This is a genomic window from Listeria grandensis FSL F6-0971 (assembly GCF_000525835.1).
In the GTDB taxonomy this organism is placed as follows: Bacteria; Bacillota; Bacilli; order Lactobacillales; family Listeriaceae; genus Listeria_A; species Listeria_A grandensis.
The window spans coordinates 109,268-132,667 of sequence record NZ_AODD01000015.1; the positions used below are offsets into that span (position 1 = coordinate 109,268).

The 23,400-nt window shown below is 38.5% G+C and carries 24 protein-coding genes and 1 other annotated feature; of the genes, 16 read left to right on the forward strand and 8 right to left on the reverse strand.

Annotated features, from left to right (window positions below):
• Nucleotides 1-167: 167 nt before the first annotated feature.
• The 3 genes from fabF to PGRAN_RS10370 all read left to right on the forward strand — a co-directional run bounded on the left by fabF (nucleotide 168) and on the right by PGRAN_RS10370 (nucleotide 2,391).
• On the forward strand, nucleotides 168-1,409 hold the full coding sequence (gene fabF / locus PGRAN_RS10360) for a beta-ketoacyl-ACP synthase II (RefSeq protein ID WP_036066949.1): 1,242 nt from the start codon (nucleotides 168-170) through the stop codon (nucleotides 1,407-1,409).
• Nucleotides 1,410-1,523: 114 nt separating this feature from the next.
• Complete coding sequence (locus PGRAN_RS10365; RefSeq protein WP_036066950.1) at nucleotides 1,524-1,991, forward strand: MarR family winged helix-turn-helix transcriptional regulator; 468 nt, start codon at nucleotides 1,524-1,526, stop codon at nucleotides 1,989-1,991.
• On the forward strand, nucleotides 1,975-2,391 hold the full coding sequence (locus tag PGRAN_RS10370; RefSeq protein WP_036066951.1) for an organic hydroperoxide resistance protein: 417 nt from the start codon (nucleotides 1,975-1,977) through the stop codon (nucleotides 2,389-2,391). Before PGRAN_RS10365 ends, PGRAN_RS10370 begins: the two co-directional genes overlap by 17 nt.
• Nucleotides 2,392-2,446: 55 nt before the next feature.
• Here the strand turns inward: PGRAN_RS10370 and trpS are convergent, their stop codons facing one another.
• The 5 genes from trpS to PGRAN_RS10395 all read right to left on the reverse strand — a co-directional run bounded on the left by trpS (nucleotide 2,447) and on the right by PGRAN_RS10395 (nucleotide 6,018).
• Nucleotides 2,447-3,448, reverse strand: coding sequence for a tryptophan--tRNA ligase (gene trpS, locus PGRAN_RS10375; RefSeq protein ID WP_036066953.1), 1,002 nt, complete (start codon nucleotides 3,446-3,448; stop codon nucleotides 2,447-2,449).
• A gap of 52 nt (nucleotides 3,449-3,500) precedes the next feature.
• Nucleotides 3,501-3,736: a binding site (T-box leader), on the reverse strand.
• A gap of 154 nt (nucleotides 3,737-3,890) precedes the next feature.
• Entirely contained in the window at nucleotides 3,891-4,253 is a 363-nt protein-coding gene (locus PGRAN_RS10380; RefSeq protein WP_036067022.1) for a DUF3899 domain-containing protein, read from the reverse strand.
• A gap of 214 nt (nucleotides 4,254-4,467) precedes the next feature.
• Complete coding sequence (locus tag PGRAN_RS10385; RefSeq protein WP_036066955.1) at nucleotides 4,468-5,292, reverse strand: immunoglobulin-like domain-containing protein; 825 nt, start codon at nucleotides 5,290-5,292, stop codon at nucleotides 4,468-4,470.
• A 13-nt stretch (nucleotides 5,293-5,305) separates the two neighbouring features.
• Nucleotides 5,306-5,587 carry an immunoglobulin-like domain-containing protein gene (locus tag PGRAN_RS10390; protein WP_036066956.1) on the reverse strand — a complete coding sequence of 94 codons (282 nt, stop codon included), beginning with the start codon at nucleotides 5,585-5,587 and terminating at the stop codon, nucleotides 5,306-5,308.
• A gap of 8 nt (nucleotides 5,588-5,595) precedes the next feature.
• Nucleotides 5,596-6,018: an immunoglobulin-like domain-containing protein gene (locus PGRAN_RS10395; RefSeq protein ID WP_036066957.1), complete on the reverse strand. Its 423-nt coding sequence runs from the start codon at nucleotides 6,016-6,018 to the stop codon at nucleotides 5,596-5,598.
• Between the two features lie 385 nt (nucleotides 6,019-6,403).
• Between PGRAN_RS10395 and PGRAN_RS10400 the strand changes: the two genes are divergently transcribed.
• From PGRAN_RS10400 to pepF, 10 genes are all read left to right on the forward strand, one after another.
• Nucleotides 6,404-8,062: a peptide ABC transporter substrate-binding protein gene (locus PGRAN_RS10400; protein ID WP_036066958.1), complete on the forward strand. Its 1,659-nt coding sequence runs from the start codon at nucleotides 6,404-6,406 to the stop codon at nucleotides 8,060-8,062.
• 621 nt (nucleotides 8,063-8,683) lie between these two features.
• Entirely contained in the window at nucleotides 8,684-10,351 is a 1,668-nt protein-coding gene (locus tag PGRAN_RS10405) for a peptide ABC transporter substrate-binding protein (RefSeq protein ID WP_036066960.1), read from the forward strand.
• A gap of 343 nt (nucleotides 10,352-10,694) precedes the next feature.
• Entirely contained in the window at nucleotides 10,695-11,621 is a 927-nt protein-coding gene (opp3b, locus tag PGRAN_RS10410) for an oligopeptide ABC transporter permease (protein ID WP_036066961.1), read from the forward strand.
• Between the two features lie 2 nt (nucleotides 11,622-11,623).
• The gene (gene opp3C, locus PGRAN_RS10415) at nucleotides 11,624-12,643 is read left to right on the forward strand and encodes an oligopeptide ABC transporter permease (protein ID WP_036066963.1); all 1,020 of its coding nucleotides are present in this window, start codon (nucleotides 11,624-11,626) and stop codon (nucleotides 12,641-12,643) included.
• A gap of 17 nt (nucleotides 12,644-12,660) precedes the next feature.
• Nucleotides 12,661-13,740, forward strand: coding sequence for an ABC transporter ATP-binding protein (locus PGRAN_RS10420; protein WP_036066964.1), 1,080 nt, complete (start codon nucleotides 12,661-12,663; stop codon nucleotides 13,738-13,740).
• Nucleotides 13,733-14,698, forward strand: a complete 966-nt coding sequence (locus tag PGRAN_RS10425) for an ABC transporter ATP-binding protein (RefSeq protein ID WP_036066966.1) — start codon at nucleotides 13,733-13,735, stop codon at nucleotides 14,696-14,698. The genes PGRAN_RS10420 and PGRAN_RS10425 overlap by 8 nt, the downstream gene beginning before the upstream one ends.
• Before the next feature lie 334 nt (nucleotides 14,699-15,032).
• A complete protein-coding gene (gene spxA, locus PGRAN_RS10430) occupies nucleotides 15,033-15,428 on the forward strand; it encodes a transcriptional regulator SpxA (protein ID WP_036059428.1) in 396 nt (131 codons plus the stop codon).
• Between the two features lie 295 nt (nucleotides 15,429-15,723).
• A complete protein-coding gene (gene mecA, locus PGRAN_RS10435; protein WP_036066968.1) occupies nucleotides 15,724-16,377 on the forward strand; it encodes an adaptor protein MecA in 654 nt (217 codons plus the stop codon).
• 135 nt (nucleotides 16,378-16,512) lie between these two features.
• Complete coding sequence (locus PGRAN_RS10440; protein ID WP_036066969.1) at nucleotides 16,513-17,625, forward strand: competence protein CoiA family protein; 1,113 nt, start codon at nucleotides 16,513-16,515, stop codon at nucleotides 17,623-17,625.
• A gap of 66 nt (nucleotides 17,626-17,691) precedes the next feature.
• Nucleotides 17,692-19,503 (forward strand): oligoendopeptidase F, encoded by a 1,812-nt coding sequence (pepF, locus tag PGRAN_RS10445; protein ID WP_036066970.1) that lies wholly within the window; start codon nucleotides 17,692-17,694, stop codon nucleotides 19,501-19,503.
• Between the two features lie 468 nt (nucleotides 19,504-19,971).
• Here pepF and PGRAN_RS10450 read toward each other — a convergent pair whose 3' ends face one another.
• From PGRAN_RS10450 to PGRAN_RS10460, 3 genes are all read right to left on the reverse strand, one after another.
• Nucleotides 19,972-20,694 (reverse strand): site-specific integrase, encoded by a 723-nt coding sequence (locus PGRAN_RS10450; RefSeq protein WP_036066971.1) that lies wholly within the window; start codon nucleotides 20,692-20,694, stop codon nucleotides 19,972-19,974.
• A 52-nt stretch (nucleotides 20,695-20,746) separates the two neighbouring features.
• Entirely contained in the window at nucleotides 20,747-21,103 is a 357-nt protein-coding gene (locus tag PGRAN_RS10455) for a tyrosine-type recombinase/integrase (RefSeq protein WP_036066973.1), read from the reverse strand.
• Nucleotides 21,104-21,677: 574 nt separating this feature from the next.
• Entirely contained in the window at nucleotides 21,678-22,010 is a 333-nt protein-coding gene (locus PGRAN_RS10460; protein ID WP_036066975.1) for a helix-turn-helix domain-containing protein, read from the reverse strand.
• Between the two features lie 163 nt (nucleotides 22,011-22,173).
• Between PGRAN_RS10460 and PGRAN_RS10465 the strand changes: the two genes are divergently transcribed.
• The 3 genes from PGRAN_RS10465 (at nucleotide 22,174) to PGRAN_RS10480 (ending at nucleotide 23,361) form a co-directional block, all read left to right on the forward strand.
• Entirely contained in the window at nucleotides 22,174-22,389 is a 216-nt protein-coding gene (locus tag PGRAN_RS10465) for a helix-turn-helix domain-containing protein (RefSeq protein ID WP_036066976.1), read from the forward strand.
• Nucleotides 22,390-22,431: 42 nt separating this feature from the next.
• Entirely contained in the window at nucleotides 22,432-22,686 is a 255-nt protein-coding gene (locus tag PGRAN_RS10470) for a hypothetical protein (RefSeq protein ID WP_036066977.1), read from the forward strand.
• A 486-nt stretch (nucleotides 22,687-23,172) separates the two neighbouring features.
• Nucleotides 23,173-23,361 carry a hypothetical protein gene (locus tag PGRAN_RS10480; protein ID WP_036066980.1) on the forward strand — a complete coding sequence of 63 codons (189 nt, stop codon included), beginning with the start codon at nucleotides 23,173-23,175 and terminating at the stop codon, nucleotides 23,359-23,361.
• The last annotated feature ends 39 nt before the right edge of the window (nucleotides 23,362-23,400 follow it).

The window sequence follows — 23,400 nt, forward strand, 5'->3', positions numbered from 1 at the left end:
CAGCCGAACAAATAACGACTTTTTAAGAAATCGGATTTTATTTATGATATAATGAAGGTGTCTTTTTATATTTTGTTATTAGTAATAGCATTTTTTGTATGACCAACTGCCGTTCATTTAGCGGAAGTTATTTTTTGTGTGATAATTGTAGAAGAGGAGATGAAATAATGGAGAAGAAACGTGTCGTAGTAACAGGTGTTGGTGCCGTTACTCCAATAGGTAATGACGCCCAGACAGCTTGGGAGAACGCCAAAAAAGGTGTCAACGGTGTTGCAGAACTTACACGGCTTAATCCAGATGATTACCCAGTCAAAATAGCTGCGGAACTGAAGGATTTTGATGTTGAGAAATACCTTGAGAAGAAGGACGCCCGCAAAATGGACCGCTTTACGCATTACGCGATTGCAAGTTCTGATATGGCGGTTGCAGATGCAGGCTTAACGATAGATGACTCCAATGCCGAACGTGTTGGTGTTTGGATCGGTTCAGGAATCGGTGGAATGGAAACATTTGAATCACAATTTGAAGTCTTTTTAGATCGTGGACATCGCCGTGTTAGCCCGTTTTTCGTACCGATGATGATTCCAGACATGGCGAGTGGTCAAGTGTCGATTCGCCACGGCGCAAAAGGCATTAACTCAGCAACCGTGACAGCATGCGCGACTGCGACAAACTCAATCGGTGATGCTTTCAAAGTGATTCAACGCGGAGACGCGGACATCATGATCACTGGTGGTGCCGAGGCGCCAATCACGAAGATGTCGGTAGCTGGTTTCATTGCCAATAAAGCTTTGTCACTAAATCCCGATCCAGAAACAGCATGTCGCCCGTTTGATGCTGATCGCGATGGCTTTATCATCGGAGAAGGCGCTGGAATCTTCATTTTAGAAGAATTAGAACATGCCAAAGCCCGCGGTGCCCAAATTTATGCCGAAATCGTTGGTTACGGCGCGACAGGTGATGCGTATCATATCACGGCTCCAGCTCCAGGTGGAGAAGGTGCCGCCCGTTCGATGAAGATGGCGTTAAATGACGCTGGAATCGGCGTGGATGGGGTGGACTATATCAATGCTCATGGAACGAGTACACCGTATAATGACGATTACGAAACACAAGCTATCAAAACTGTATTCGGCGACAACGCTCCAAAACTTGCCATCAGCTCCACAAAATCAATGACAGGACACACGCTAGGCGCATCTGGCGGAATCGAAGCGATCTTCAGTGTACTTGCGATTCGCGACAGTATTGTACCACCGACGATTCATTTAAATAATCCAGATCCAGTCTGCGATTTAGACTATGTTCCAAACGTAGCTCGCGAAATGAACGTTGACGTTGCGATGTCCAATTCCTTTGGTTTTGGCGGACACAACGCGACATTAGTATTTAAGAAATATCAATCATAAATCATAAGGAGATGCCTGATTTTAAAGGTGTCTCCTTTTTCCTGAGCAAAAAAATAGCCTTTATCAAAATGATGGTTTACAATTAAATTGTGCGCAAATTAAATAGGAGGAAGAATCATGGCAAGCCAAACACGAATCCTAGAAGAACAATTATGTTTTTCCATTTATACCGCCTCACGTGAATTTACGAAATTTTATCGACAGGCGCTAGATCCTTTTCACCTTACTTATCCTCAATATTTAGTCCTTCTCGCGCTTTGGGAAGAACCGAAGCAAACCGTGAAAGAGCTTGGTGCCCACCTAATGCTTGACAGCGGAACTTTAACACCAATGTTGAAGCGAATGGAAGGTGTGGACCTAGTCAAACGATCTCGTAGTAAAGCAGACGAACGCAAAGTGTACATCGAGCTCACAACAAAAGCAATCGATATGAAACAAGCCGTGTTCTCAAGTGTCGATGATTGCATTTCTAAGCTTGCCTTTACGCAAGAAGATTACGTACAGATGTTGCAGGGAATACAAGAACTGACGACCAAAATTCAAGAAAATAATGGAGGAACGAAACATGAAAAAATTATATGAAACAACAGTTATCAACACAGGTGGACGTAAAGGCGAAGTACATTCGCCAGACAATATCTTTTTTCAAGACATCTCATCACCAAAAGAACTAGGCGGCGAAGGTGGTTCTGGCTCCAATCCTGAACAACTATTTGCAGCTGGCTACTCGGCATGTTTTAACAGCGCATTAGAACTTGTGATGTCAAAACAAAAAATTGAAGCAGCAAGCACAGTAGAAGGAACCGTTTCTTTGTACAGCGACCCAGAAGATAACGGCTTCAAAATCGGTGTTGTTCTAAACGTCCATATCGAAGGCGTCGATGCCGAAACCGCGCAAAAGCTAGTAGAAACAGCACATCAAGTTTGTCCGTATTCAAAAGCAACACGCGGTAACATCGACGTAGAATTAAACCTTATCTAATCTAAAAATCCCGTCTTGGCTTCTCCAATTGGAAAAATCAAGACGGGATTTCTTCTTATTTTCTTCTTTTACGACCTAGACCGATCGCATTTTCCATCTTTTTCAGTGTTTTATTAGCGACACGAGCGGCTTTCTCTGCGCCTTGATCCAAAATATCATCGAGTTCAGGCGACTTCAAAAAATGCGCATAGCGTTCCTGAATAGGCGCCAGTTCAGCAACCACAACTTCAGCAAGATCTGATTTGAAATCACCGTATCCTTTACCATCATACTTGGCTTCCAGATCCTTGATCGATTCGCCAGTCATCGCGGAGTAAATGGAAAGCAAGTTCGAGATACCAGGCTTATTCTCTTTATCAAACTGCACAACTCCAGAAGAATCCGTCATTGCACTCTTAATTTTTTTCGTGATGACGTTGGGCGGATCTAACAAGAAAATCGCGTTCTTCTTGTTCTCATCTGACTTGCTCATTTTGCGTGTCGGATCTTGCAGTGACATGACACGAGCACCTGCTTTCGCAACATAAATATCTGGGACAACAAACACATCTGCGTCCTCATTTTTCTTATTAAAACGCTCCGCCAAATCACGCGTTAATTCAATATGTTGTTTCTGATCGTCACCAACTGGAACAAGATCTGTCTGATATAACAAAATATCTGCAGCCATCAGAGGTGGGTACGTCAACAAACCAGCGCTCACACCAGCCTTACCAGTCGACTTATCCTTAAATTGCGTCATCCGTTCCAACTCACCAATGTACACATTACACTGCAAAATCCAAGCAGCCTGCGCATGGGCCGGAACCTCCGACTGAATGAATAGCGTCGATTTCTCTGGATCAAGGCCAACCGCCAAGTAAAGCGCCGCTAAATTACGAATACTTTGGCGCAGTTTCAAGCGGTCTTGCGGGACAGTAATCGCATGCTCATCCACGATACAATAGAAACAATTATAATCCTCCTGAAACTGCCCAAATTGCTTCAAAGCCCCAATATAATTTCCTAAAGTTAGATCACCGCTCGGTTGAATTCCCGAAAAAATTGTCTTTTTCATCATCATTTCCTCCTTCAATTAACTACAAAAAAACGCCCATCCCTACATGAAAAATAGGGACGAACGTTAAAATCCGCGGTACCACCCTAAGTGCTCCGAACGAGAAGCCACTTAGCGAAATGTAACAACATTTCTAGAGATAACGGTCTAACCCGCCATTTGCTACTTCACCGTTCACAAATGATGCCAAAAAGTCCATTCAAAAAAGGTCACTATCTGTTTTCACCAACCACAGATTCTCTAGAGGAAGCGAGGCCTAGATTTACTAATCTTTTTGCTAACACATTTCAAATATATATCCTCATAATAGCAAGAAATGTGTCATGCGTCAATGCTTTTCATAAGCGTACTGGTGGAATTGTTTCTTATATTCCTACCTACTTCACTGTTACTGATACGCGCTTTAATTCTGTACGCTCACTATTTTTTCCACTATTACTTGTTAATTATAGTAAAAAGCCAGCGCAATAAAGCTTGTAGCAAGCACTGCTAGAGAACTAAGCAATAAACTTACATAACCAACGTTCATCAATTCCGATAACGGGACATTCGCAAATTCATTCTCTTCTTCACGCTGCATTCGTCTTAAAGCCTTACGCATCCCAGAATGAATTAAATCAAAGAAACCAGACTGCATCACATATAATATTAACCCAATCAAAAAGACAGTTGCCGATACAATAAACGAAACATTAATATAATAAAGCAGAGAAACCTGCCAGTAAAACGTCAACATAATAAAGAAAATCAAAATCTCTTGAATTACCGCAAAAATTGTTACCCGTTTGAGCAAAAATGTCACCATCCAATCCAAAATTCTTACTTCACTCTATCATAAAAAGCTCGAAAAGACCATCACATTTTTGTACATATCAAAATAAAGTTTAAAAAATGAGCTTGTCTCGAAGCAATCAATCTGGTGCTCTGAGACAAGCTCTACTTAGAAGTTTTGAAATACATCGGAAGGAAAGGCGATATTTTCCTGTGTCTTGTTCATTTATGTCTTTTGGTGATATAGATTACTTCGTATTAATGGTTACAGGTGCGCGTTTTAATTCTGTATTGTCACTAAACAAAGCCACCTCTACTTTTTTTGTATCACTAGTGATGAGGTTACTTGCATAGATTTGAAAGGTTTTAGTAGTATGATTGAAGGCTCCATTTTTAACGATAACACCATCAACAAATAGCACAACTTTTGTGATGACGTCTAAGGAAGCACCACTTTGTGTGCCAGTAACATAGGTATTTCCAATCGTATGTGGCGAAGCTGTCAAACTATAATCGCCGTAGCCTGACACGGTTACCGATGCGCGTTTCAACTCCAGATTCCCCATATACATGGCCACTTCTACTTTTTGTTTGCTACTAGTGATGAGACCACCCGCATAAATTTGAAATGTTCTTTCAGTAGCATTGAAGCTACCATTTTTAACGATAACGCCATCGATTAACAGTACTATTTTAGTGATTAAATCTGCGTCAGTACCGGAATACGTACCCGTGACGTAAGAATGCCCAATTTGATAGGATGAAGCAATCAAATCATTGCTACCAATGATTGAAACCGTGGCACGCTTCACTTCCATATTCCCAGCAAATAAAGCTACCTCAACTTTTTGATTCACATCTTTGATAAGACCATCTATAGGTATTTGAAACGTTTTTGCAGCCATATTCAGAGTACCATCCTTGACAGCGACTCCATTAATTAATAATGCTACTTTTGTAATATAATTCAAGTTAGTTCCAGAATAGGTGCCGATAATAGATGCGTTTCCAAGTTGGTACGGTGAAATTGCTAAATTATAATCGCTGACGATTGAAACAGGCGCCCGCTTCAATTCTTTATTCCCCTCAGAATAAAGCTACTTCCACTTTGCGGTAAATATCTGTAACAAGATCGTCTACAGAGGCTTGAAATGTTTTTGTAGTCTGATCGAAAGTCCCATTCTTTACGATAACGCCATCTACTAATAGTACCACTTTGGTGATAGCATTTAGGTTAGTGCCTGAGTAAGTGCCGGTAACAGTGGCGTTTCCAATTTGATATGGAGAAGGGGTCAAAACATAGTCATTGACGGGTGACACAGACACAGATACGGATGCCCGCTTCAATTCCGTATTTCCGCTAAACAAAGCGACTTCTACTTTTGACTAGCATCAGTAATAAGGCCACTGGCATGGATTTGAAATGTTTTTTCAGTCTGATTGAAAGCCCCATTTTTTACAATAACCCCGTCGACTAATAGCATTACTTTGGTGATGGAGCTTAGGTCTGTTCCAGCGTACGTACCAGTAACATAGTTATTCCCAATTTGATAGGGTGAAGCTGTTATTGTAAACAGATTTTCATTTGAAATATAGCCATTTTTTTCTTTTTGGGATGTAGAGGACTCAAGTTCTTCTGTTCCTATAAGTCCAAGTTGGAGCTCTTTTTTCCGGCCATGGAGGCAATTATCATTTGTGGTGTGCTGAGCATAAACTTGTTGAGGGTGATGATTAATAACCCCTAGTAGTACGCCAAGTATGGAACTTACTGCTAATGTTACTGCTAAAATTGTTTTCATTTGTCTAATCTCCTTTTTATTCTATCTGTTTATTTTGGGTTTGAGAGCCATAAATAAGTCCTACCTCTCAACTAAAGTATAAAGCATATATTATTCCATTACTGTGGATATAATGCGAATTTTTTCTAAATGTAGCCATTTTGATAACGCTTTCGAATGGAGTGAGAACGGCAAATAAGTTAGTATCTGCATGAGAGACATCTAACTATTTCAAACTAACGCACTAAACATAACAAAAAACTTTAGCACTTAAAAATACTAACGCGCGCAAGGTTTTTGCATTTATATAAAATAATAAAATAAATCTAATTCACAAAAAATACTTTATTTTTCTGAAAAAATAGTATATAGTATTCCTACATCCAAAAAAGGGAGAGTGTAAAAAATGAAATTGAAGAAAAGTTGGGTACTAGCCTTGGTGCTAAGCATAATGGCTGCGGTTCTGGTAGCATGTGGAGGCAATGATGCAACGAAAGATGACGCTAATAAATCCACGAAGAAAACAGTAAGTCTGATGGAATCGGCTGAAATTCCATCTATGGATTCTAAAAAAGGAACAGACGGTGTCAGTTTTACGGCTCAAAACACCGTGTTCGAAGGTTTATATTACCTTGACAAAGACGATCAAGTACAACCAGGCGTTGCTAAAGAAGATCCACAAATCAATGATGACCAAACCGTTTACACAATCAAATTGCGCGACGATGCCAAATGGTCTAACGGCACACCCGTGACAGCCAATGATTTTGTATATTCGTGGAGAAAAATAGTAGATCCAAAAACTGCGGCCGAATATGCTGTTATCTTTAGTGGCGTTGTTAAAAATGCTGCCAAAATCACAGCGGGTGAGATGAAGCCAGAAGAGCTAGGCGTAAAAGCGATCGACGATACAACACTTGAAGTAACATTGGAACAACCTGTACCATATTTCCATTCACTTTTGACATTCCCGACGTTCTATCCACAAAATGAAGAATACGTGGAGAAACAAGGGAAGGATTACGCGAAAGATAGCGATCACATGATTTATAATGGTGCATTCACAATGAAAGACTGGAATAACACAAGCAAATCATGGTCTTACGAAAAAAATGCGAAATACTGGAATAAAGGTACAATTAAACTCGACAAAATCAATTTACAGGTAATCAAAGACCCAGGAAGCGCAGTCAATCTATACACAACTGGTAAACTAGATCGTGCAACACTTTCTGGCGACTACGCGAAGCAAAAACAAAGTGACCCAGACTTCACATCAAGTCTTGATGCTTTCGTATACTTCCTGAAATTCAACCAAAAACTCGACGGAAAAGCGACCGTTTTGGCGAACGAAAATGCTCGTAAAGCCATCGCGACAGTCATCAACAAGGAAACAATGGTAGATACAGTTCTTGCTAATGGTTCAGAACCAATCGACGGATTAGTACCATCGAAATTCACCTTCAATCCGGTGACAAAAGAAGACTTCCGTAAAGAAAATGGCGATTTAATAACATACGATAAAGCAAAAGCACAAGCCTATTGGAAAAAAGCAAAACAAGAACTAGGTCAAGATAACATTACACTAGAATTCCTAGGCGACGACCAAGAGTTCAGTAAAAAAATGTCCGAGTACATTCAAAGCGAACTAGAAACAAACCTTGACGGACTAAAAATTAACATCAAAACCGTTCCATATAAATCACGCCTTAAATTGGATGAAACACAACAATACGAATTGCAACTAGCTCGTTGGGGCCCAGACTATCAAGATCCGTCCACATTCCTAGGAGTATTCGAAACAACAAGCAGTTACAACCGTTCTAGCTATTCCAACCCAGAATACGACAAACTACTAAAAGAAGCAGCTACAACACTAGCAACAAAACCAGAAGAACGTTGGAATGTCCTACTAGAAGCTGAGAAAATCCTGATTTCACAAGACACAGCAGTTTCACCACTATACCAAAACGGTGTAGCAGCCCTACAAAATCCAAAAATGACAGGTTTCGTAACACACCTATTCGGAGCACCGTATTCGTATCAATGGATTGAAATTAAATAATTGAAAAGGTAGAAAGTGCGCTCCGAATTCGAATTTGGGGTGCCTTTCTTCTATTACAAAAGTAAAACTGGTAATGAAATCCTAAATAAGCTGAATATCTAACAAAGCCAGTGAAATTTTCTGTCATTAAATAAAGCGCTGAAAACCCCATGTATTAAGGCTTTTTAAAGTTTTTTTTAAAGTTTATTTATTTTTTAGTGTATTTATGTAGACAGATGGCGAAAAAAAGTATATAAATAAATATAATCCTACTAAATATTAGTGGATTGCTTTTCGAGTGGTTGTACTTTCAGAAATAACATTGTTTTCAAGTACATACCGTGTTTGAAGCAGTGAGGTTTTGGGGGATATTATTTTAATCGATTTATTTATTCAGAAAACTTAATAAAAGGGAAAAGTAAATTGTAAGATAGTTTACTTGAATGGTTTAAGAGGTTTTTGCATATGCTTTCAAATGGTGCAATAGAGTAATTGTGTCATCTTGTGGAAATTTTGCAATAACTTATAACTTTCATCCTTGTTTTCGTATATTTCGAAAAAATAATTTACAAAGCCTAAATTTTTAGAGTATAATAGTAATCGAAATGATTTTTCTGAAAAATAAAAAAGGGAGGTTTACTAATGAAAAAATCTAAATTATTTTTAGTTTTAGGATTAACATTAGTACTAAGCTTAGTACTGGCAGCATGTGGAGGCGGAAGCGATTCCAAATCTGGTGGAGGCTCAAAGGATTCCAAACAAGAATTAAACTTGATGGAGTCGGCACTTATCCCATCAGCGGATAGTACAAAAGCAGATGATGCAGTTGGATTAAACGTAATTAACCAAACAAACGAAGGTCTGTATGTACTTGATAAAGATGGTGTAGCACAACCTGCAGGCGCTACTGAGAAAGCAACAGTAAGCGATGACAAAAAAGTTTATACATTCAAACTTCGCGATGATGCTAAATGGTCCAACGGAGACCCTGTAACAGCAAAAGATTATGTATATTCATGGCAACGTGCCGTTGATCCAAAAACAGCAGCAACATATTCCTACTTATTTGATGGATTAGTTCAAAATGCTTCTGAAATTATCAAAGGTGAGAAAAAACCTTCTGAATTAGGCGTTAAAGCGGTCGACGATAATACATTTGAAGTAACTTTGGTTCAACCAGCAGCTTATTTCGATTCATTACTAGCATTCCCAACTTTCTTCCCACTTAACCAAAAATACGTGGAAAGTAAAGGTGACAAATACGCTTTAGATAGCGATAGTATTCTTTACAACGGTCCATTCAAGTTAACAGGTTGGAACGGAACAGGTAAAACTTGGGCGTTTGTGCCGAATGATACTTACTACGACAAAGATAAAGTGAAACTTGATAAAATCAATGTACAAGTAGTTCAAGATTCTGGAACAAGTGTTAACCTATACAACACTGGTAAACTAGATAAGGCGCTATTATCAGCTGAATATGCTGTACAAAACAAAAATAAAGATGACTACAAAGTAGAAGAGGAATCTTCTGTATTCTACATTAAATTTAACCAAGAACGTAATGGTAAGAAAACGCCATTAGCGAATAAAAACATCCGTAAAGCATTGGCATTGTCTGTTGATAAACAAAGCTATGTGGATACAGTACTACAAAATGGTTCTATCCCAGCTAACGGATTAGTTCCTAAGAAATTCACTTTCGATCCTAAAGATAACAAAGACTATCGCGATGAAGTTGGCGATGTTGGCGTTTACGATTTAGCAGAAGCGAAAAAAGCATGGACACAAGGCTTGAAAGAGCTAGGCGTTACTTCCTTAAACCTTGAATTTACAAGTGATGACACGGAAAATGCGAAAAAATCAAGTGAATTCTTACAAAATCAATGGGAGAAAAATCTTTCTGGTTTTAAAGTAACACTTAAAAACGTACCATTCAAAATCCGTTTAGCGAATGACCAAAAACAAGATTATGACTTCGCTCTAAGTGCTTGGGGCCCTGACTATCAAGATCCATCAACATTCTTGAACTTGTTCAGAACTGGCAACACACAAAACAGAATGAGCTATTCAAACCCAGCTTACGATAAAATTATTGATCAAGCAGCGGGTCCACTTGCTGGTGATACACAAGCTCGTTGGGATGAAATGCTTAAAGCTGAACCAATTCTAATTGAAGAAGATTATGCGATTCAACCACTTTACCAACGTGCGAAAGCATTCTTGCAACAACCATACGTGAAAGATCTACAAAAAAATGCGTTTGGTCCAGACTATACGTTCAAAACAACGTATATTGACGGAAAATAAGTAAACGCATATCGATTTAAGAAATGCTTGACTGTAACCTGAGAGAGTATATTCTATATACTCTCTCTTTTAATGATGAATTAGGATGCGTTACATATCCGAATGGTAAACACGCGGAGATGTCAGTTTATTATATTTGAGTATAGAATAATCATAATGAATTTTTAGATAATTTGATATGTTTTGGGATTCAGAAAGAAGCATCAGGATGTTCTCTCATCACCAAAATGGATCCGAGAATTTAAAAAAACAATGAATTGAGAAAACAAAGCTCGCTATGGTTGCAGGCTTATGATAAAATAAGAAAATATTCTACAAAATAAATTTTTTGGGGGGTGTAGAGATGATTAAATATGGATTGAAACGGCTCTTATATATGGTTATTACGATGTTCATTATTGCAACAGTGACATTCATTTTAATGCAATATCTACCAGGTTCACCGTATAGAAACGAAGCTAAAATGACGCCAGAACAAATTCAGATTATGAATGATCAGTACGGACTAAATGATCCAGTGCCAATGCAGTATCTCCGCTACATGGGAGACTTATTACAGGGGAATCTAGGGGTATCCTTCCAATTGGATAATCGACCTGTATCTGAAATACTAGGAAATCTGATTGGTCCATCGATTACAATCGCCGTGGAAGCCATTGTTTTCGGACTACTATTTGGTATTATACTAGGGGTTATAGCGGCCATGTTCCAGAATAAGTGGCCCGATTACACCAGTACGTTTATCGCGATACTTGGGAAATCGATACCATCTTTCGTATTTGCCGCCATGCTACAATATTGGATTGGTGCCAAACTACAATGGTTGCCAGTTGCCGGTTGGGGTACTTTCGAATACACCATACTGCCAGCACTCGCACTCGCCATGTTCCCACTCGCCACAGCGGCTCGTTTTATGAGAACAGAGCTTATCGATGTGTTTGGTTCGGATTATGTGTTGCTTGCAAAAGCGAAAGGGAATAACCGTGTGGAAGTTGCTTGGAAACATGCGATTCGTAATGCACTGATTCCACTTATTACCGTTATCGGTCCATTAACTGTGGCTTTGATGACAGGTTCACTTGTTATTGAAAATATTTTTGGTATTCCAGGTATCGGAAGCCAGTTTGTTTCATCTATACAAACCAATGACTATCCTGTAATCATGGGAACTACGCTACTCTTCGCAGGTATGCTTGTTTTCGTTATTCTAGTGGTAGATATTCTTTACGGATTGATTGACCCTCGTATCCGTGTGTCGGGAGGTAAATAATTATGACAGAACCAAAAATTTCAAAAGAATTATTCCAACCCGCGCATATACAAGAATCAGAACATGAGAAAATTCTCCGTCCAAGTCTTACTTTTATGCAAGATTCTTGGATTCGTATCAGAAAAAATAAAGCGGCCTTAGTGAGTATTATCGTGTTGTCACTTGTTGTCATCATGGCTTTTATTGGTCCACTTATTTCTGGATACACTTACTCAGAACAAACAACGGCTAATGCCTCACTGCCACCTAAAGTTCAAGGGTTTGACAATATGCCGTTTTGGAATGGTAAACAAAATATTGGTGGGGAAGAAGTAGACGTTTATAAACAAAAAAATGTACCTGAAGGAACGTATTATTGGTTTGGAACAGATACACTTGGCCGTGACCAATTTACACGTGTTTGGAAAGGAACGCAAATATCACTGTTTATCGGTTTTGTAGCCGCATTCTTTGACTTACTTGTTGGGGTAACGTACGGTATGATTTCTGGTTATTCTGGTGGTCGTGTTGATAACTTCATGCAACGTATTTTGGAGGTTGCTTCGGCGATTCCAAACTTAGTTGTAGTTATCCTCATGTTGCTCGTCCTTGATCCCGGTATCATGTCCATTATCATTGCGATTGCGATGACCAGTTGGATAACGATGGCGCGGGTTGTACGTGGACAAGTTTTGAAATTGAAAGATCAAGAGTTTGTCTTAGCTTCTAAAACGCTTGGTGGTTCGACGCCGAGTATTTTATTCAAGCATCTGCTACCTAATGTATCGGGTGTTATTATCATCAACGTTATGTTTAGTATTCCAAGTGCGATTTTCTTCGAGGCCTTCTTAGGATTTATCGGACTAGGTATTCCTGCACCACAGGCGTCGCTTGGAACGCTTATTAGTGAAGGGTACAAGACGCTACAAGTATTGCCATATATGGTTCTTTATCCAACGCTCGTACTATGTATTATCATGATTGCATTTAACTTAATTGCTGACGGCTTACGTGATGCGTTTGATCCGAAAATGCGTGATTAAAGGTGAGGTGAGGAAAAATGGAAAAACTATTAGAAGTAAAAGACCTGCATATCTCGTTTCATACGTATGCTGGTGAAGTAAAAGCAATTCGTGGCGTGAGCTTTGACCTGATCAAAGGAGAAACACTAGCCATCGTTGGTGAGTCTGGTTCGGGGAAGTCCGTAACGACAAAGTCCATCATGCGCCTATTGCCTGAAAGCAATTCCAAAATTAAATCAGGAGAAATCCTATTTAACGGTATAGATATCGCGAAAGCATCTGAAAAACAGATGCAAAAAATTCGTGGTAAAGAAATTTCGATGATTTTCCAAGATCCGATGACCTCATTAAATCCAACAATGACCATCGGCAAACAAATTGCAGAACCGATTATCAAACACCAAAAAATCAGCAAAAAAGAGGCCTTGAAAACAGCGCTTCGTTTGCTTCAATTGGTTGGTATTCCAAATGCAGAAGAACGTTTAAAACAATATCCGCATCAGTTCTCGGGTGGTATGCGTCAACGTGTTGTTATCGCGATTTCCCTTGCTTGTAATCCGCAAATCTTGATTGCCGATGAACCAACAACGGCACTCGACGTTACGATTCAAGCGCAAATTTTGGACTTGATGAAAGATTTACAGAAAAAAATTGATACGTCGATTATCTTCATTACGCATGATCTCGGTGTTGTAGCGAATGTGGCGGATCGTGTAGCAGTTATGTATGGCGGTAAGATTGTTGAAATCGGAACAGTAGATGAGATTTTCTACAATCCGCAACATCCGTACACGTGGGGACTTATTAGTTCGATGCCGACTTTAGATACGGAAGAGGAAGAACTGTTTGTTATTCCTGGCACGCCTCCTGATTTGCTTGATCCTCCAAAAGGAGATGCATTTGCGGCTCGTAATAGATACGCGATGCAAATCGATTTAGAACAAGAACCACCGATGTACAAAGTCTCTGACACGCATTATGCAGCCACATGGTTATTGCATCCAGATGCACCAGAGGTAACGCCTCCTGATGCCGTATTACGTCGTCAAGAGCAATTTGCAACGGATCATCCCGGTATGCAAGCTGTTCACGCGAAGGGGGTTGAAGTAGATGGCTGAGAAACTACTCGAAATTAAGAATTTAAAGCAATACTTTAATAAAGGAAAAGCGAGTGAAGTTCGTGCTGTAGATGGTATCTCTTTTGATATTTATAAAGGAGAGACATTAGGACTAGTTGGTGAATCCGGTTGTGGTAAGTCAACAACTGGGCGCACAATAATTCGCTTGTATGACGCGACAGATGGTGAAGTTTTGTATGATGGAAAAAATGTGCACAGTCGTAAATCGCGTACTGAAATGCATGAATTCCGTCGTAAAATGCAAATGATTTTCCAAGATCCATATGCCTCATTAAACCCGCGTATGAAAGTCAAAGATATCATTGCAGAAGGAATTCGTATTCACGGACTTGCTAAAACACCGTCTGAGCTAACGAATCAAGTTTACGAATTACTAGAGACAGTTGGTCTTAGCAAGGAACACGCTGGCCGTTATCCGCATGAATTCTCTGGTGGTCAACGTCAACGTATCGGTATTGCCCGTGCTTTAGCGGTTCAACCAGAATTTATCATTGCCGATGAGCCTATCTCAGCGCTTGACGTTTCAATTCAAGCACAAGTAGTTAACCTGTTAAAACAATTACAAAAAGAAAAAGGCTTGACGTATTTGTTTATTGCGCATGATTTATCGATGGTAAAATATATAAGCGATCGGATTGGTGTTATGTATTTCGGTAAGTTGGTGGAACTTGCACCAGCAGATGATTTATATCGGGCACCGTTGCATGCTTATACAGAGTCATTGCTTTCGGCGATCCCATTGCCTGATCCGAACTATGAACGTACTCGTGTTCGTAAAACATACGATCCAGCAATTCATAATTATACAGGGAATGAAGATTTACAAATGCGTGAAATTGCACCAGGACATTTTGTTTATTGTTCTCCAGAAGAGGTAGCAACTTACCAAGAGAAACATGCAAAATTGTCTGCTGCGGCCATGGTAACAGCTGAATAATTGCAAGAACCATCTCACAAACGAGATGGTTCTTTTTCCTAGAGAGAAATCCAATGACATTTTAACAATATTCTCACTAGAATCTCATTTAAGTGCTCATATTTTAATCAGATTCTAGTTTTAAAGCGTTATAGTAAGGGTAACATACATATAACGGCTTGCTTTTAATAAATGTCGATTTGGAGAACTTTTTTTTAAAATAGTATATTGCTTTTTGCTATTTTGGTGTATAATGAAAGTAGATCTTAAAAAGAGATCGTTTCCAATAGATATATTGTTAGGGAATTCGTTACATTGAATGAAACAATAAACCAATAAGGAGTGTGAATGTCTAATGGTAACGTTATACACTTCACCAAGTTGCACGTCTTGTCGTAAAGCACGTGCATGGCTAGAGGAACATGATATCCCGTACAAAGAGAGAAACATTTTCTCAGAGCCACTAAGTTTAGGCGAAATTAAAGAAATTTTACGAATGACAGAGGATGGTACGGATGAAATCATTTCCACACGTTCTAAGACATTCCAAAAATTAAATGTGGATTTAGATAGTTTGCCACTACAAGAATTATTTGAACTAATCCAAAAAAATCCAGGTTTGCTAAGACGTCCAATTATCATTGATGAGAAACGTCTGCAAGTAGGATATAACGAAGACGAGATTCGTCGTTTCCTACCACGTCGAGTTCGCACGTATCAATTACGTGAAGCTCAGAAACTGGTTAATTAATCTTATTTGGACTACCAATGCTTTTAGGTATTGGTAGTTTTTTTGGAGCGGATTGGGTGTTTTTGTGCTTATTATCATAATTTTTTTATAAATTTAGGCTTTTTTTAGCAAATAAGGAGTTTCTACCCTTGAATTGTGGGTAAATATAGGCTAAGATAGTATTCTTCAATAAAATAGCGGCTAGACGTAGAGTCAATTATTAGCCCTTTTTTTTGAATTAGGCTACAATGATACTAACAACAAATGAATTACCCTTCATTGTCAATGTTGAAGATGGAAGGGAGAGTGTGTGACGATGGAAATTGAACGTATTAATGAGAATACAATAAAGTTTTATATCTCTTACATGGATCTAGAAGAACGCGGTTTTAATCATGAGGAAATATGGTATGATCGTGAGAAGAGCGAGGAGCTTTTCTGGGATATGATGGATGAACTTAAGTATGAAGAAGAGTTCTCTCCTGATGGACCACTCTGGATTCAGGTACAGGCTTTGAAGCATGGCCTAGAGGTACTCGTAACGAAAGCCAACCTTGGTAAAGGAGATTCGGGCTTTGAGATCAATATGGATCAGGCCGATGAGCTAGCTGAGGAACGTATTGAGAAACTACTGGAAGAACATTTTACCCCTGCAACGATTATTGAGGGCGGGGATGAAGATACGTTAGAATTTATTTTGCAGTTCCGTGATTTTGAGGACTTGATTACGCTGTCTAAAGCGACGGGGCTAGATCAAGTATCAACGAAGCTGTACCACTACAAGGATAGTTATTATCTGTATGTGGAGTTTCCTGAAGCGAAATTTGATGAAAGAAACATTGACAATGTTGTCAGTATTTTATTAGAGTATGGGGACGAAACGAATTTAACTGGTTATGTTCTAGATGAGTATGCCAAAGTTATTTTCGAAGACCCTGCCTTACCACAAGTAAAGAAATATTTTAACTAAAAAAGCTTTTTGGCTCGATTTGCGCTGTGAAAAACACGTGAATCGGGTCTTTTTGCGTTTTTGAAAAATAGGGAGGAGAAGTGATACTTTGGGCGAATATAGTTAGTATAGGACATAAGAGAGGTAGTGAAAACTATGTTTACAGCAAAGGATCAGTTTGGGCATGATGTGGTTGTCACCCGGGGAAATGTGGCATTTTTGAAGAAACAAAGAAATCAATATTCGTGTGGCTGCTGCGCGGAACGGCTCATTTTGAAGGCTGGTGAGATCAATATGCCACATTTTGCTCACTTGGCATCTAGTAAGTGTCGATTTGCTTCTGAGGGAGAATCAGATCGTCATTTAGGAGGAAAGAAGTATTTTTTGGAATGGCTCATTTTGCAGGATCGTCAGGCGGATGTAGAGGTGTACCTACGCGATATTAAGCGTCAAGCAGATATTCTTGTGGATGGACGTACTGTGATCGAATATCAGTGCTCTACGGTCCCTGTGAAAGAGTTACAGCAGCGAACAGAAGATTATCTTATGGCGGGGCTTTGTGTACACTGGATTCTTGGGCAGGATATTCGGATGGTGAAGGGACGATATTATCTGACTGCTTTTCAACAAGCTTTTATTAAGTGTGATCCGAAATTGGGTTATTATTTAGTGCAATATTTGCCGGAGAATAATAGATGGACATTGTTGTATCAAATTACAATGGATACGGCGAATCGTTTTTATGCGAGGGCGATGACTTTTGATGGGCGTGTGCGGTTGGATGTGATAAAAAAAGGAGTTCAACGAATCAAATATGCTACTTTTTTTGTGAAGCGGGAGTTAGCTTTTGAGCGGCAGAAACAGTGCTATTTTTATACACGATTCAAGAAGCAGAGTCTGTTTTTGAGAGATGTATATGAACAAGGTTATTATTTGCAGAATTTGCCGATGGAGGTCGGTGTTGTTTTGCCGACGCAATTTCGGGTGAAGACACCAGCGCTTGAGTGGCAATTTTATATTTGGCAGTCGTTTTTGCGGATGTTAGATATCGGAGACTCGTTTCAACTGGAGCGCGTGTTAGTTCTATTTGACAAGCATGTAGTTTGGATGCCGTTGATTTGGAATGAGGATAGGCGCACGCTTTGCATGGAATATATGCATTTTCTTTGTAAACAAGGTGTGCTAGGAGCAGTAGGGACGGAGAAATACACGATTTTGCGTCAAATGAAAGAAGTGGCAAATGAAGAGGTTCGTTTTTTGGATATCTGATTTTTGCAATTTGATTTGGATTAGCTCATAATAAGTGAAAAAGCTAATATTGGAGGTATGGGATTAATGAGTGAGAAAAAAGTAGCGGCACTACCAACGCGTGAAGAGGTGCCTATAAGTGAAACATGGGATTTAACGACGATTTTTAAAGATGATGCAACGTGGGAAGCCGCGTTTGTCTCGTTAAAAGATACAGTGAAGGAAGCGGCAGATTTTCAAGGTAAGTTGGGTGAGAGCAGCGATATGCTTTTACGGGCATTGCGCTATCGTGATGAGCTGTATGATCAACTAGGGAATCTATATGTATATGCGCATTTAAAACAAGACCAAGATACGACGAATACAACGTACCAAGGCTTATACAGCCGTGCGGGGAGCTTATTAACAGAAGCCTCTGCTGCTATTTCTTATTTTGAACCAGAAGTTTTAGCGATCGATGAAGCGAAGTTGCAAGGCTTTATTGCAGAGAATGTTGATTTGCAATTGTATTCTCATTTACTTGAGGAAGTGAGCTTGAATCGGCCGTACGTGCTTTCTGAAAAGGAAGAAGCGTTGTTAGCACAAGCAGGAGAAGTTTTGGGCAATGCATCGCGCACGTATAGTATTTTAAATAATGCTGATATGAAGTTTCCGACGATTGAAGATGAGTCTGGAAATCAAGTTGAGATTACGCATGGTCGTTATGGCAAGATGATGGAGGGCAAGAATCGTGGTGTGCGCCGAGCTGCATTTAAAGGGATGTATAGCGCTTATGATAGCTTGAAGAATACGATGGCGACCACATTGACAGGCCAAGTCAAGAAAGGTAATTTCTATGCACGGGTTCATGGATATAAGTCGGCACGTCATGCGGCTTTATTTGGGAACCATATTCCAGAGGCGGTGTATGATTCTTTGGTGGAGGCTGTGAATGAGCAGTTACCATTATTACAACGCTATGTTGGGCTTCGCAAGGAACTGTTGGGCTTGGATGAGTTGCGGATGTATGATATGTATACGCCACTTTCAAATGATGTACATTTAGAATTTACGTATGAAGAAGCGAAGGATATCGTGCTAAATGGTCTTGCCCCTTTAGGCAAAGAATATCAAGCGATTTTGAAAGAAGCGTTTGACAAGCGCTGGATTGATGTTGTGGAGAATAAAGGGAAGCGAAGTGGCGCCTATTCTTCAGGAGCGTATAGTACGAGTCCGTATATTTTGATGAATTGGCAGGATACGATTGATAATGTGTTTACGCTGGCGCACGAGTTAGGGCATAGTGTGCATAGTTATTATACCCGTAAGAATCAGCCGTTTGTTTATGGGGATTATCCGATTTTCTTAGCGGAAGTTGCTTCGACGACGAATGAGAATTTATTAACGGATTACATGTTGAAGAAATATGATGATCCGAAAGTGCGTGCGTATTTGTTAAATCATTATTTGGACGGATTCAAGGGAACTGTATTTCGTCAGACGCAATTTGCGGAGTTTGAGCATTTTATTTATCAAGCGGATCAAAATGGTGAGGCATTAACAGCTGAATTTTTGACGGAGAATTATTTTGCAATGAATGAGAAATATTATGGTAGCGAGATTGTGTATGATGAGGAAATTGGACTTGAATGGTCGCGAATTCCGCATTTCTATATGAATTACTATGTTTTCCAATATGCGACTGGATTCAGTGCTGCTTCGGCACTCAGCGACCTTATTTTGCATGGTGGTGCAGAGGCTGTGGATAAGTATTTAGCGTTCTTGAAAGCGGGGAGTTCTGACTTCCCAATCGAAGTATTGAAAAAAGCAGGTGTAGATATGGCCACTTCCAAACCTGTGACCGATGCGCTTAAGGTCTTTGAGCAGCGTCTGAATGAGCTTGAGAAATTAGTGAGATAAGACTTTATTCTGATTAGCTTTGTGAAAAATGGTGGACTTAGAAAATATTTTTTTATTTTTTATTATTGATAAAATGGGGTTCTTTATTGAGAATCCTGTTTTATTTTTTTAGAGGATAAATGGATGATTATCGCATTTTTTACTATATTTTAGAGAGTTTAAAGCCGGAAATATATAATTTTATTTAGAATTAATGCTGATCTACGAATGATTGTTTACTAGAGATAGTTGTTATATAAAAATAAAAATTATGTGGGAGCTACATACACAAATATTTATTAAAAAAAAATCTTTGTGAAATGTTGAATTATTAATTTAGATGTGGTATATTATTGACGTGAAATAAATCACAATACAAATACCCCCTTTATTTGATTGTGTGAATTTCTCCTTTTGATTGCGCTGAGAAAAGCTGTGGACTTGTGTCGCGGCTTTTTTCGATTTTAAGACCTTAATTTAGCCCTTATTTCAGTGAGAAAGTATGTGATTTACATATTTGTTCATATCATCTGTTTTCATTTTTTCAGTTAAATGGACATAAACATTGAGTGTCATTTCTACGTTAGAGTGCCCTAATCTTTCTGCTACATATTTAACGGATGCACCAGCTTCGATAAGCATGACTGCATGTGTATGTCTTAAGCCATGGATTCCTATATGCGCTAAATTGAGTTCGTCGAGTAGTACATTAAAATTTTTGATTACAGTCCTGTAGTGAGGAGGCTGTTTTTTATTTTGTCTGGAGACGAAGATATATTTGCTTTCTCCAAGACCTTTGTCTTTTACATATTTTTCTTGATAAGATTTCCAAGCCTTTAACTTTTTAATAGTCATATCATCTAAATTTATTACTCGATTTGACGACTCTGTTTTTGGTGCTCCTATAATAAAGTCGCTACTACTTAGTTTTTTAACAGTTTTAGAGATCGTCAGCTCATTTGAAACGAAATTGAGATCGTCCCAAGTCAGCGCTAATGCTTCACCAGCACGTATACCAGTGTTACATATTAACCAAAAATAAGTGGCGTATAAATCTTCAACGTCTTTGTCATTGATGGCACTCATGAATATTTTTAGTTCAGGTTTTGTGAAAAATTTAATGGCTTTTGTTTCTCTAGATTTGTTTGTTTTCATATCAATGTTATGCGTTATGTTTCTTTCTATTAGCTCATTATCCACGGCGTCATTCATTGCACTGCTCATGACGCTATGGATGAGACGGACAGTTCGAACGGCGTATTTGTCAAGTTTGTCGTATATGAATTCTTGATACTTTGTTTTTTTTCAGATCAGTCAGCTTCGTTTTTTCAAATTCCGGTATTATGTGATTTTCAATAGCATTCTTATAATTTTCGGCACTTTTTACAGAAACCCTTCTAGACTTATTCTTAAGCCAATTTCTTAAATAATCAGATACAGTGTAGCTATTGAAGAATAGCTTATTTTGGCGATCCAGCACTTCCATGCGTTTACCAAACTCACTGGCTTCTTTTTCAGTGAAAAATCCAGCTTTTGTACCTTGTTTTCTTTTTAGATCTATACGATCAAAATAATACCACCTTACTTCAAAGTTTCTTCCTTTTTTTCTCACGGTTGCCATAGTTATAACCCTCCTTGGAAACATATGTTCTTCCTTGTAATAAAAATAAAAAGCTTAAATTATTAAGGGTTTTCTCGAATAATTAATATTTGATAATTCATTTCTTATTTTTGAATTCTTTTAAAAGCAATATGCTCAGGAACACAGAATATATCACTCGTTTGCTGGACAACATGTTCATCTGAAAAATCTATATACTGTAGCATATGAAATGGGATCGATGAATATTGTAGGTAATTATCAGCCTGTGTTTCTTGTTTTTGCGTAAAGTTTATAGACATATTTTCTTGATTACCTGAATGACAAAGCAAGTGGATGAATTCATGATGAAATTTCTCTACATATGCTTTGCCAGTCAGTCCGCGTGGTAAAACTATCCCACCATAATCCGCAACTGCAAGTGAGAAATCACCTTCAATGACAAAAATATTGAATTTGTCTTGAAGGTTTGTTGGTGATAGATCGCTAGGTTTTAGTATTTCTAAGGCAATAAATTTTTTTTGAAATTTCTTTTTCGATGGTGCTAGGCGTGTAGTACTTATTTGAGTTCAACAGCATGCATCTTCCTTTTCTATTATTCTTTTTCGAACTTATCTAATTCTTCTCTATGACGCTTGAGAGTTTCGATATATCCCTTCACCTTTTTTAAATCCTCTACAGTTAACCCTTCTAAATTATCAAAGGCTAAATCATTAACTTGAGGATCGCTGACTTCGCTAGAGCCTATTAGAGAATCAACTGAGACATCAAGAATCTCTGATAATTTCATCAGGGTAGGGATGTTAGGTTCTCTTAATCCGTTTTCATAACCGCTAATAGTTGACTCAGCTAATCCCACTTTTTTTCCAAGTTCTTTAGCTGTCAATTTCTTGGCTTTTCTATACTTGCGAATATTATCTCCTAACATAAGAAAACTCCTTTTCAACTTTATGAAATCATTATACTATGCATATTGCAAAGAAATCAAGTGTTATTACGAAAACATTGCATATTGAATTGACAAAGTTAACGTATCGATGTATATTATAATCAAACGTTGCATAACGAATAGTTTTGGAGGTGTTTATGAAATGAACAACGCAATGAGAGAAGTTAGAAGATCCAAAAAGCTTTCTTTACTATGTATATCTATAAAAACGGGTTTGCCAGAGGGCTATTTATCTCAAATTGAAAGAAGTATAAGAAGTGTGGATAGCGAAAAGGCTAAATTAATTGCTGCTGCTTTAGAGGTGGCACCAGAACAAATATTTTTACCAAAGAGGTTCACAGTAAGAAGCGTTCAGTGAGGAGGATTTTATGTATAAACATCGAGTAATGAAGAAGGAATAGTGGTTCATTTTCAACCACCGAAAGCAGAGATTCATTTAGTATATAAACCAATTGTTTCGGTTGAGGAAGCAGCGGAAATGGCGAGTGTCAGTATTCCTACATTTAAAAAAGATCATTTGAAAGATGTTAGATTACTTGAGACTAGCGCATTTTTAGAAGGAAATCGTTGGAAGTTTGAAACAAAGCCATTATTGGAGTATTTACACTTAAGGGCATGTGAGTTGAGAGTTAGGAGAGGCGCTTATTTTAAATGAAAAAGGAGTAGAATTATTTAAAATTCTAGCTCCCTAGCTTCTACAATTTCCGCGGGTAGCTTTTTTTGAGACTCGTGGAAATTAGGAATATTTACTTTGAATGTGAAGTTTTTTCTAGAAGTGGTTATAGACAATTTATTTTTTTGGATTTTGGCTAATGACCTATCATTTGTATGGAAAAATAGGCAACCACGTACAGATGTGTACGCCGGAATATTTAATACAGGTTTTAAAAGCTTATCTTTTGTTCTAATAGAGATGTGTTTAGAATCTCCATACGAATAGACTCCATTTTTCAGTTCTTTATTGGAAGGGGATACCGTGGTAGTATACTCTGAACCATAGTCTGTATAGGAATTGAATATTAAGGAGTTATTTAGTTGGAATTCTATTATTGAGATAGGTTGAGCACTTCGGTTGCTAATTATAACATCAATAAAAATACGATAATCTTCGCCCCAATAACCATCAGGAGTTTCAGCATCTATGAAATCAGGTGCTATTAAATTAGATGAGCTGGCACTTGGCTGGAGACACTCGATATTAGCTCTATTCTTCCAGAAATTAGCGAAAGTCACAATGAAGGTTGCGAAAGCTACAAAAAACGCAGCGATAGAAATAATATTAGTTTTTACAAATGGGAGTATAGATAAAATAAAATCACCTCTTTTCTAGAGAAATTATACCATATTCGACGTATATATATTTAATTTT

Bases quoted from the DNA above. Each gene is read 5' to 3' on its own strand.
- PGRAN_RS10405 (WP_036066960.1), top strand. From the start codon at position 8,684: ATGAAAAAATCTAAATTATTTTTAGTTTTAGGATTAACATTAGTACTA.
- trpS (WP_036066953.1), bottom strand. From the start codon at position 3,448: ATGAAAAAGACAATTTTTTCGGGAATTCAACCGAGCGGTGATCTAACT.
- pepF (WP_036066970.1), top strand. From the start codon at position 17,692: ATGAGTGAGAAAAAAGTAGCGGCACTACCAACGCGTGAAGAGGTGCCT.
- fabF (WP_036066949.1), top strand. From the start codon at position 168: ATGGAGAAGAAACGTGTCGTAGTAACAGGTGTTGGTGCCGTTACTCCA.
- mecA (WP_036066968.1), top strand. From the start codon at position 15,724: ATGGAAATTGAACGTATTAATGAGAATACAATAAAGTTTTATATCTCT.
- spxA (WP_036059428.1), top strand. From the start codon at position 15,033: ATGGTAACGTTATACACTTCACCAAGTTGCACGTCTTGTCGTAAAGCA.
- PGRAN_RS10465 (WP_036066976.1), top strand. From the start codon at position 22,174: ATGAACAACGCAATGAGAGAAGTTAGAAGATCCAAAAAGCTTTCTTTA.
- PGRAN_RS10420 (WP_036066964.1), top strand. From the start codon at position 12,661: ATGGAAAAACTATTAGAAGTAAAAGACCTGCATATCTCGTTTCATACG.
- PGRAN_RS10395 (WP_036066957.1), bottom strand. From the start codon at position 6,018: ATGAAAACAATTTTAGCAGTAACATTAGCAGTAAGTTCCATACTTGGC.
- PGRAN_RS10460 (WP_036066975.1), bottom strand. From the start codon at position 22,010: ATGTTAGGAGATAATATTCGCAAGTATAGAAAAGCCAAGAAATTGACA.
- PGRAN_RS10370 (WP_036066951.1), top strand. From the start codon at position 1,975: ATGAAAAAATTATATGAAACAACAGTTATCAACACAGGTGGACGTAAA.
- PGRAN_RS10455 (WP_036066973.1), bottom strand. From the start codon at position 21,103: ATGGCAACCGTGAGAAAAAAAGGAAGAAACTTTGAAGTAAGGTGGTAT.
- PGRAN_RS10450 (WP_036066971.1), bottom strand. From the start codon at position 20,694: ATGAATGACGCCGTGGATAATGAGCTAATAGAAAGAAACATAACGCAT.
- PGRAN_RS10480 (WP_036066980.1), top strand. From the start codon at position 23,173: ATGAAATCAGGTGCTATTAAATTAGATGAGCTGGCACTTGGCTGGAGA.
- opp3C (WP_036066963.1), top strand. From the start codon at position 11,624: ATGACAGAACCAAAAATTTCAAAAGAATTATTCCAACCCGCGCATATA.
- PGRAN_RS10440 (WP_036066969.1), top strand. From the start codon at position 16,513: ATGTTTACAGCAAAGGATCAGTTTGGGCATGATGTGGTTGTCACCCGG.
- opp3b (WP_036066961.1), top strand. From the start codon at position 10,695: ATGATTAAATATGGATTGAAACGGCTCTTATATATGGTTATTACGATG.
- PGRAN_RS10425 (WP_036066966.1), top strand. From the start codon at position 13,733: ATGGCTGAGAAACTACTCGAAATTAAGAATTTAAAGCAATACTTTAAT.
- PGRAN_RS10380 (WP_036067022.1), bottom strand. From the start codon at position 4,253: ATGGTGACATTTTTGCTCAAACGGGTAACAATTTTTGCGGTAATTCAA.
- PGRAN_RS10400 (WP_036066958.1), top strand. From the start codon at position 6,404: ATGAAATTGAAGAAAAGTTGGGTACTAGCCTTGGTGCTAAGCATAATG.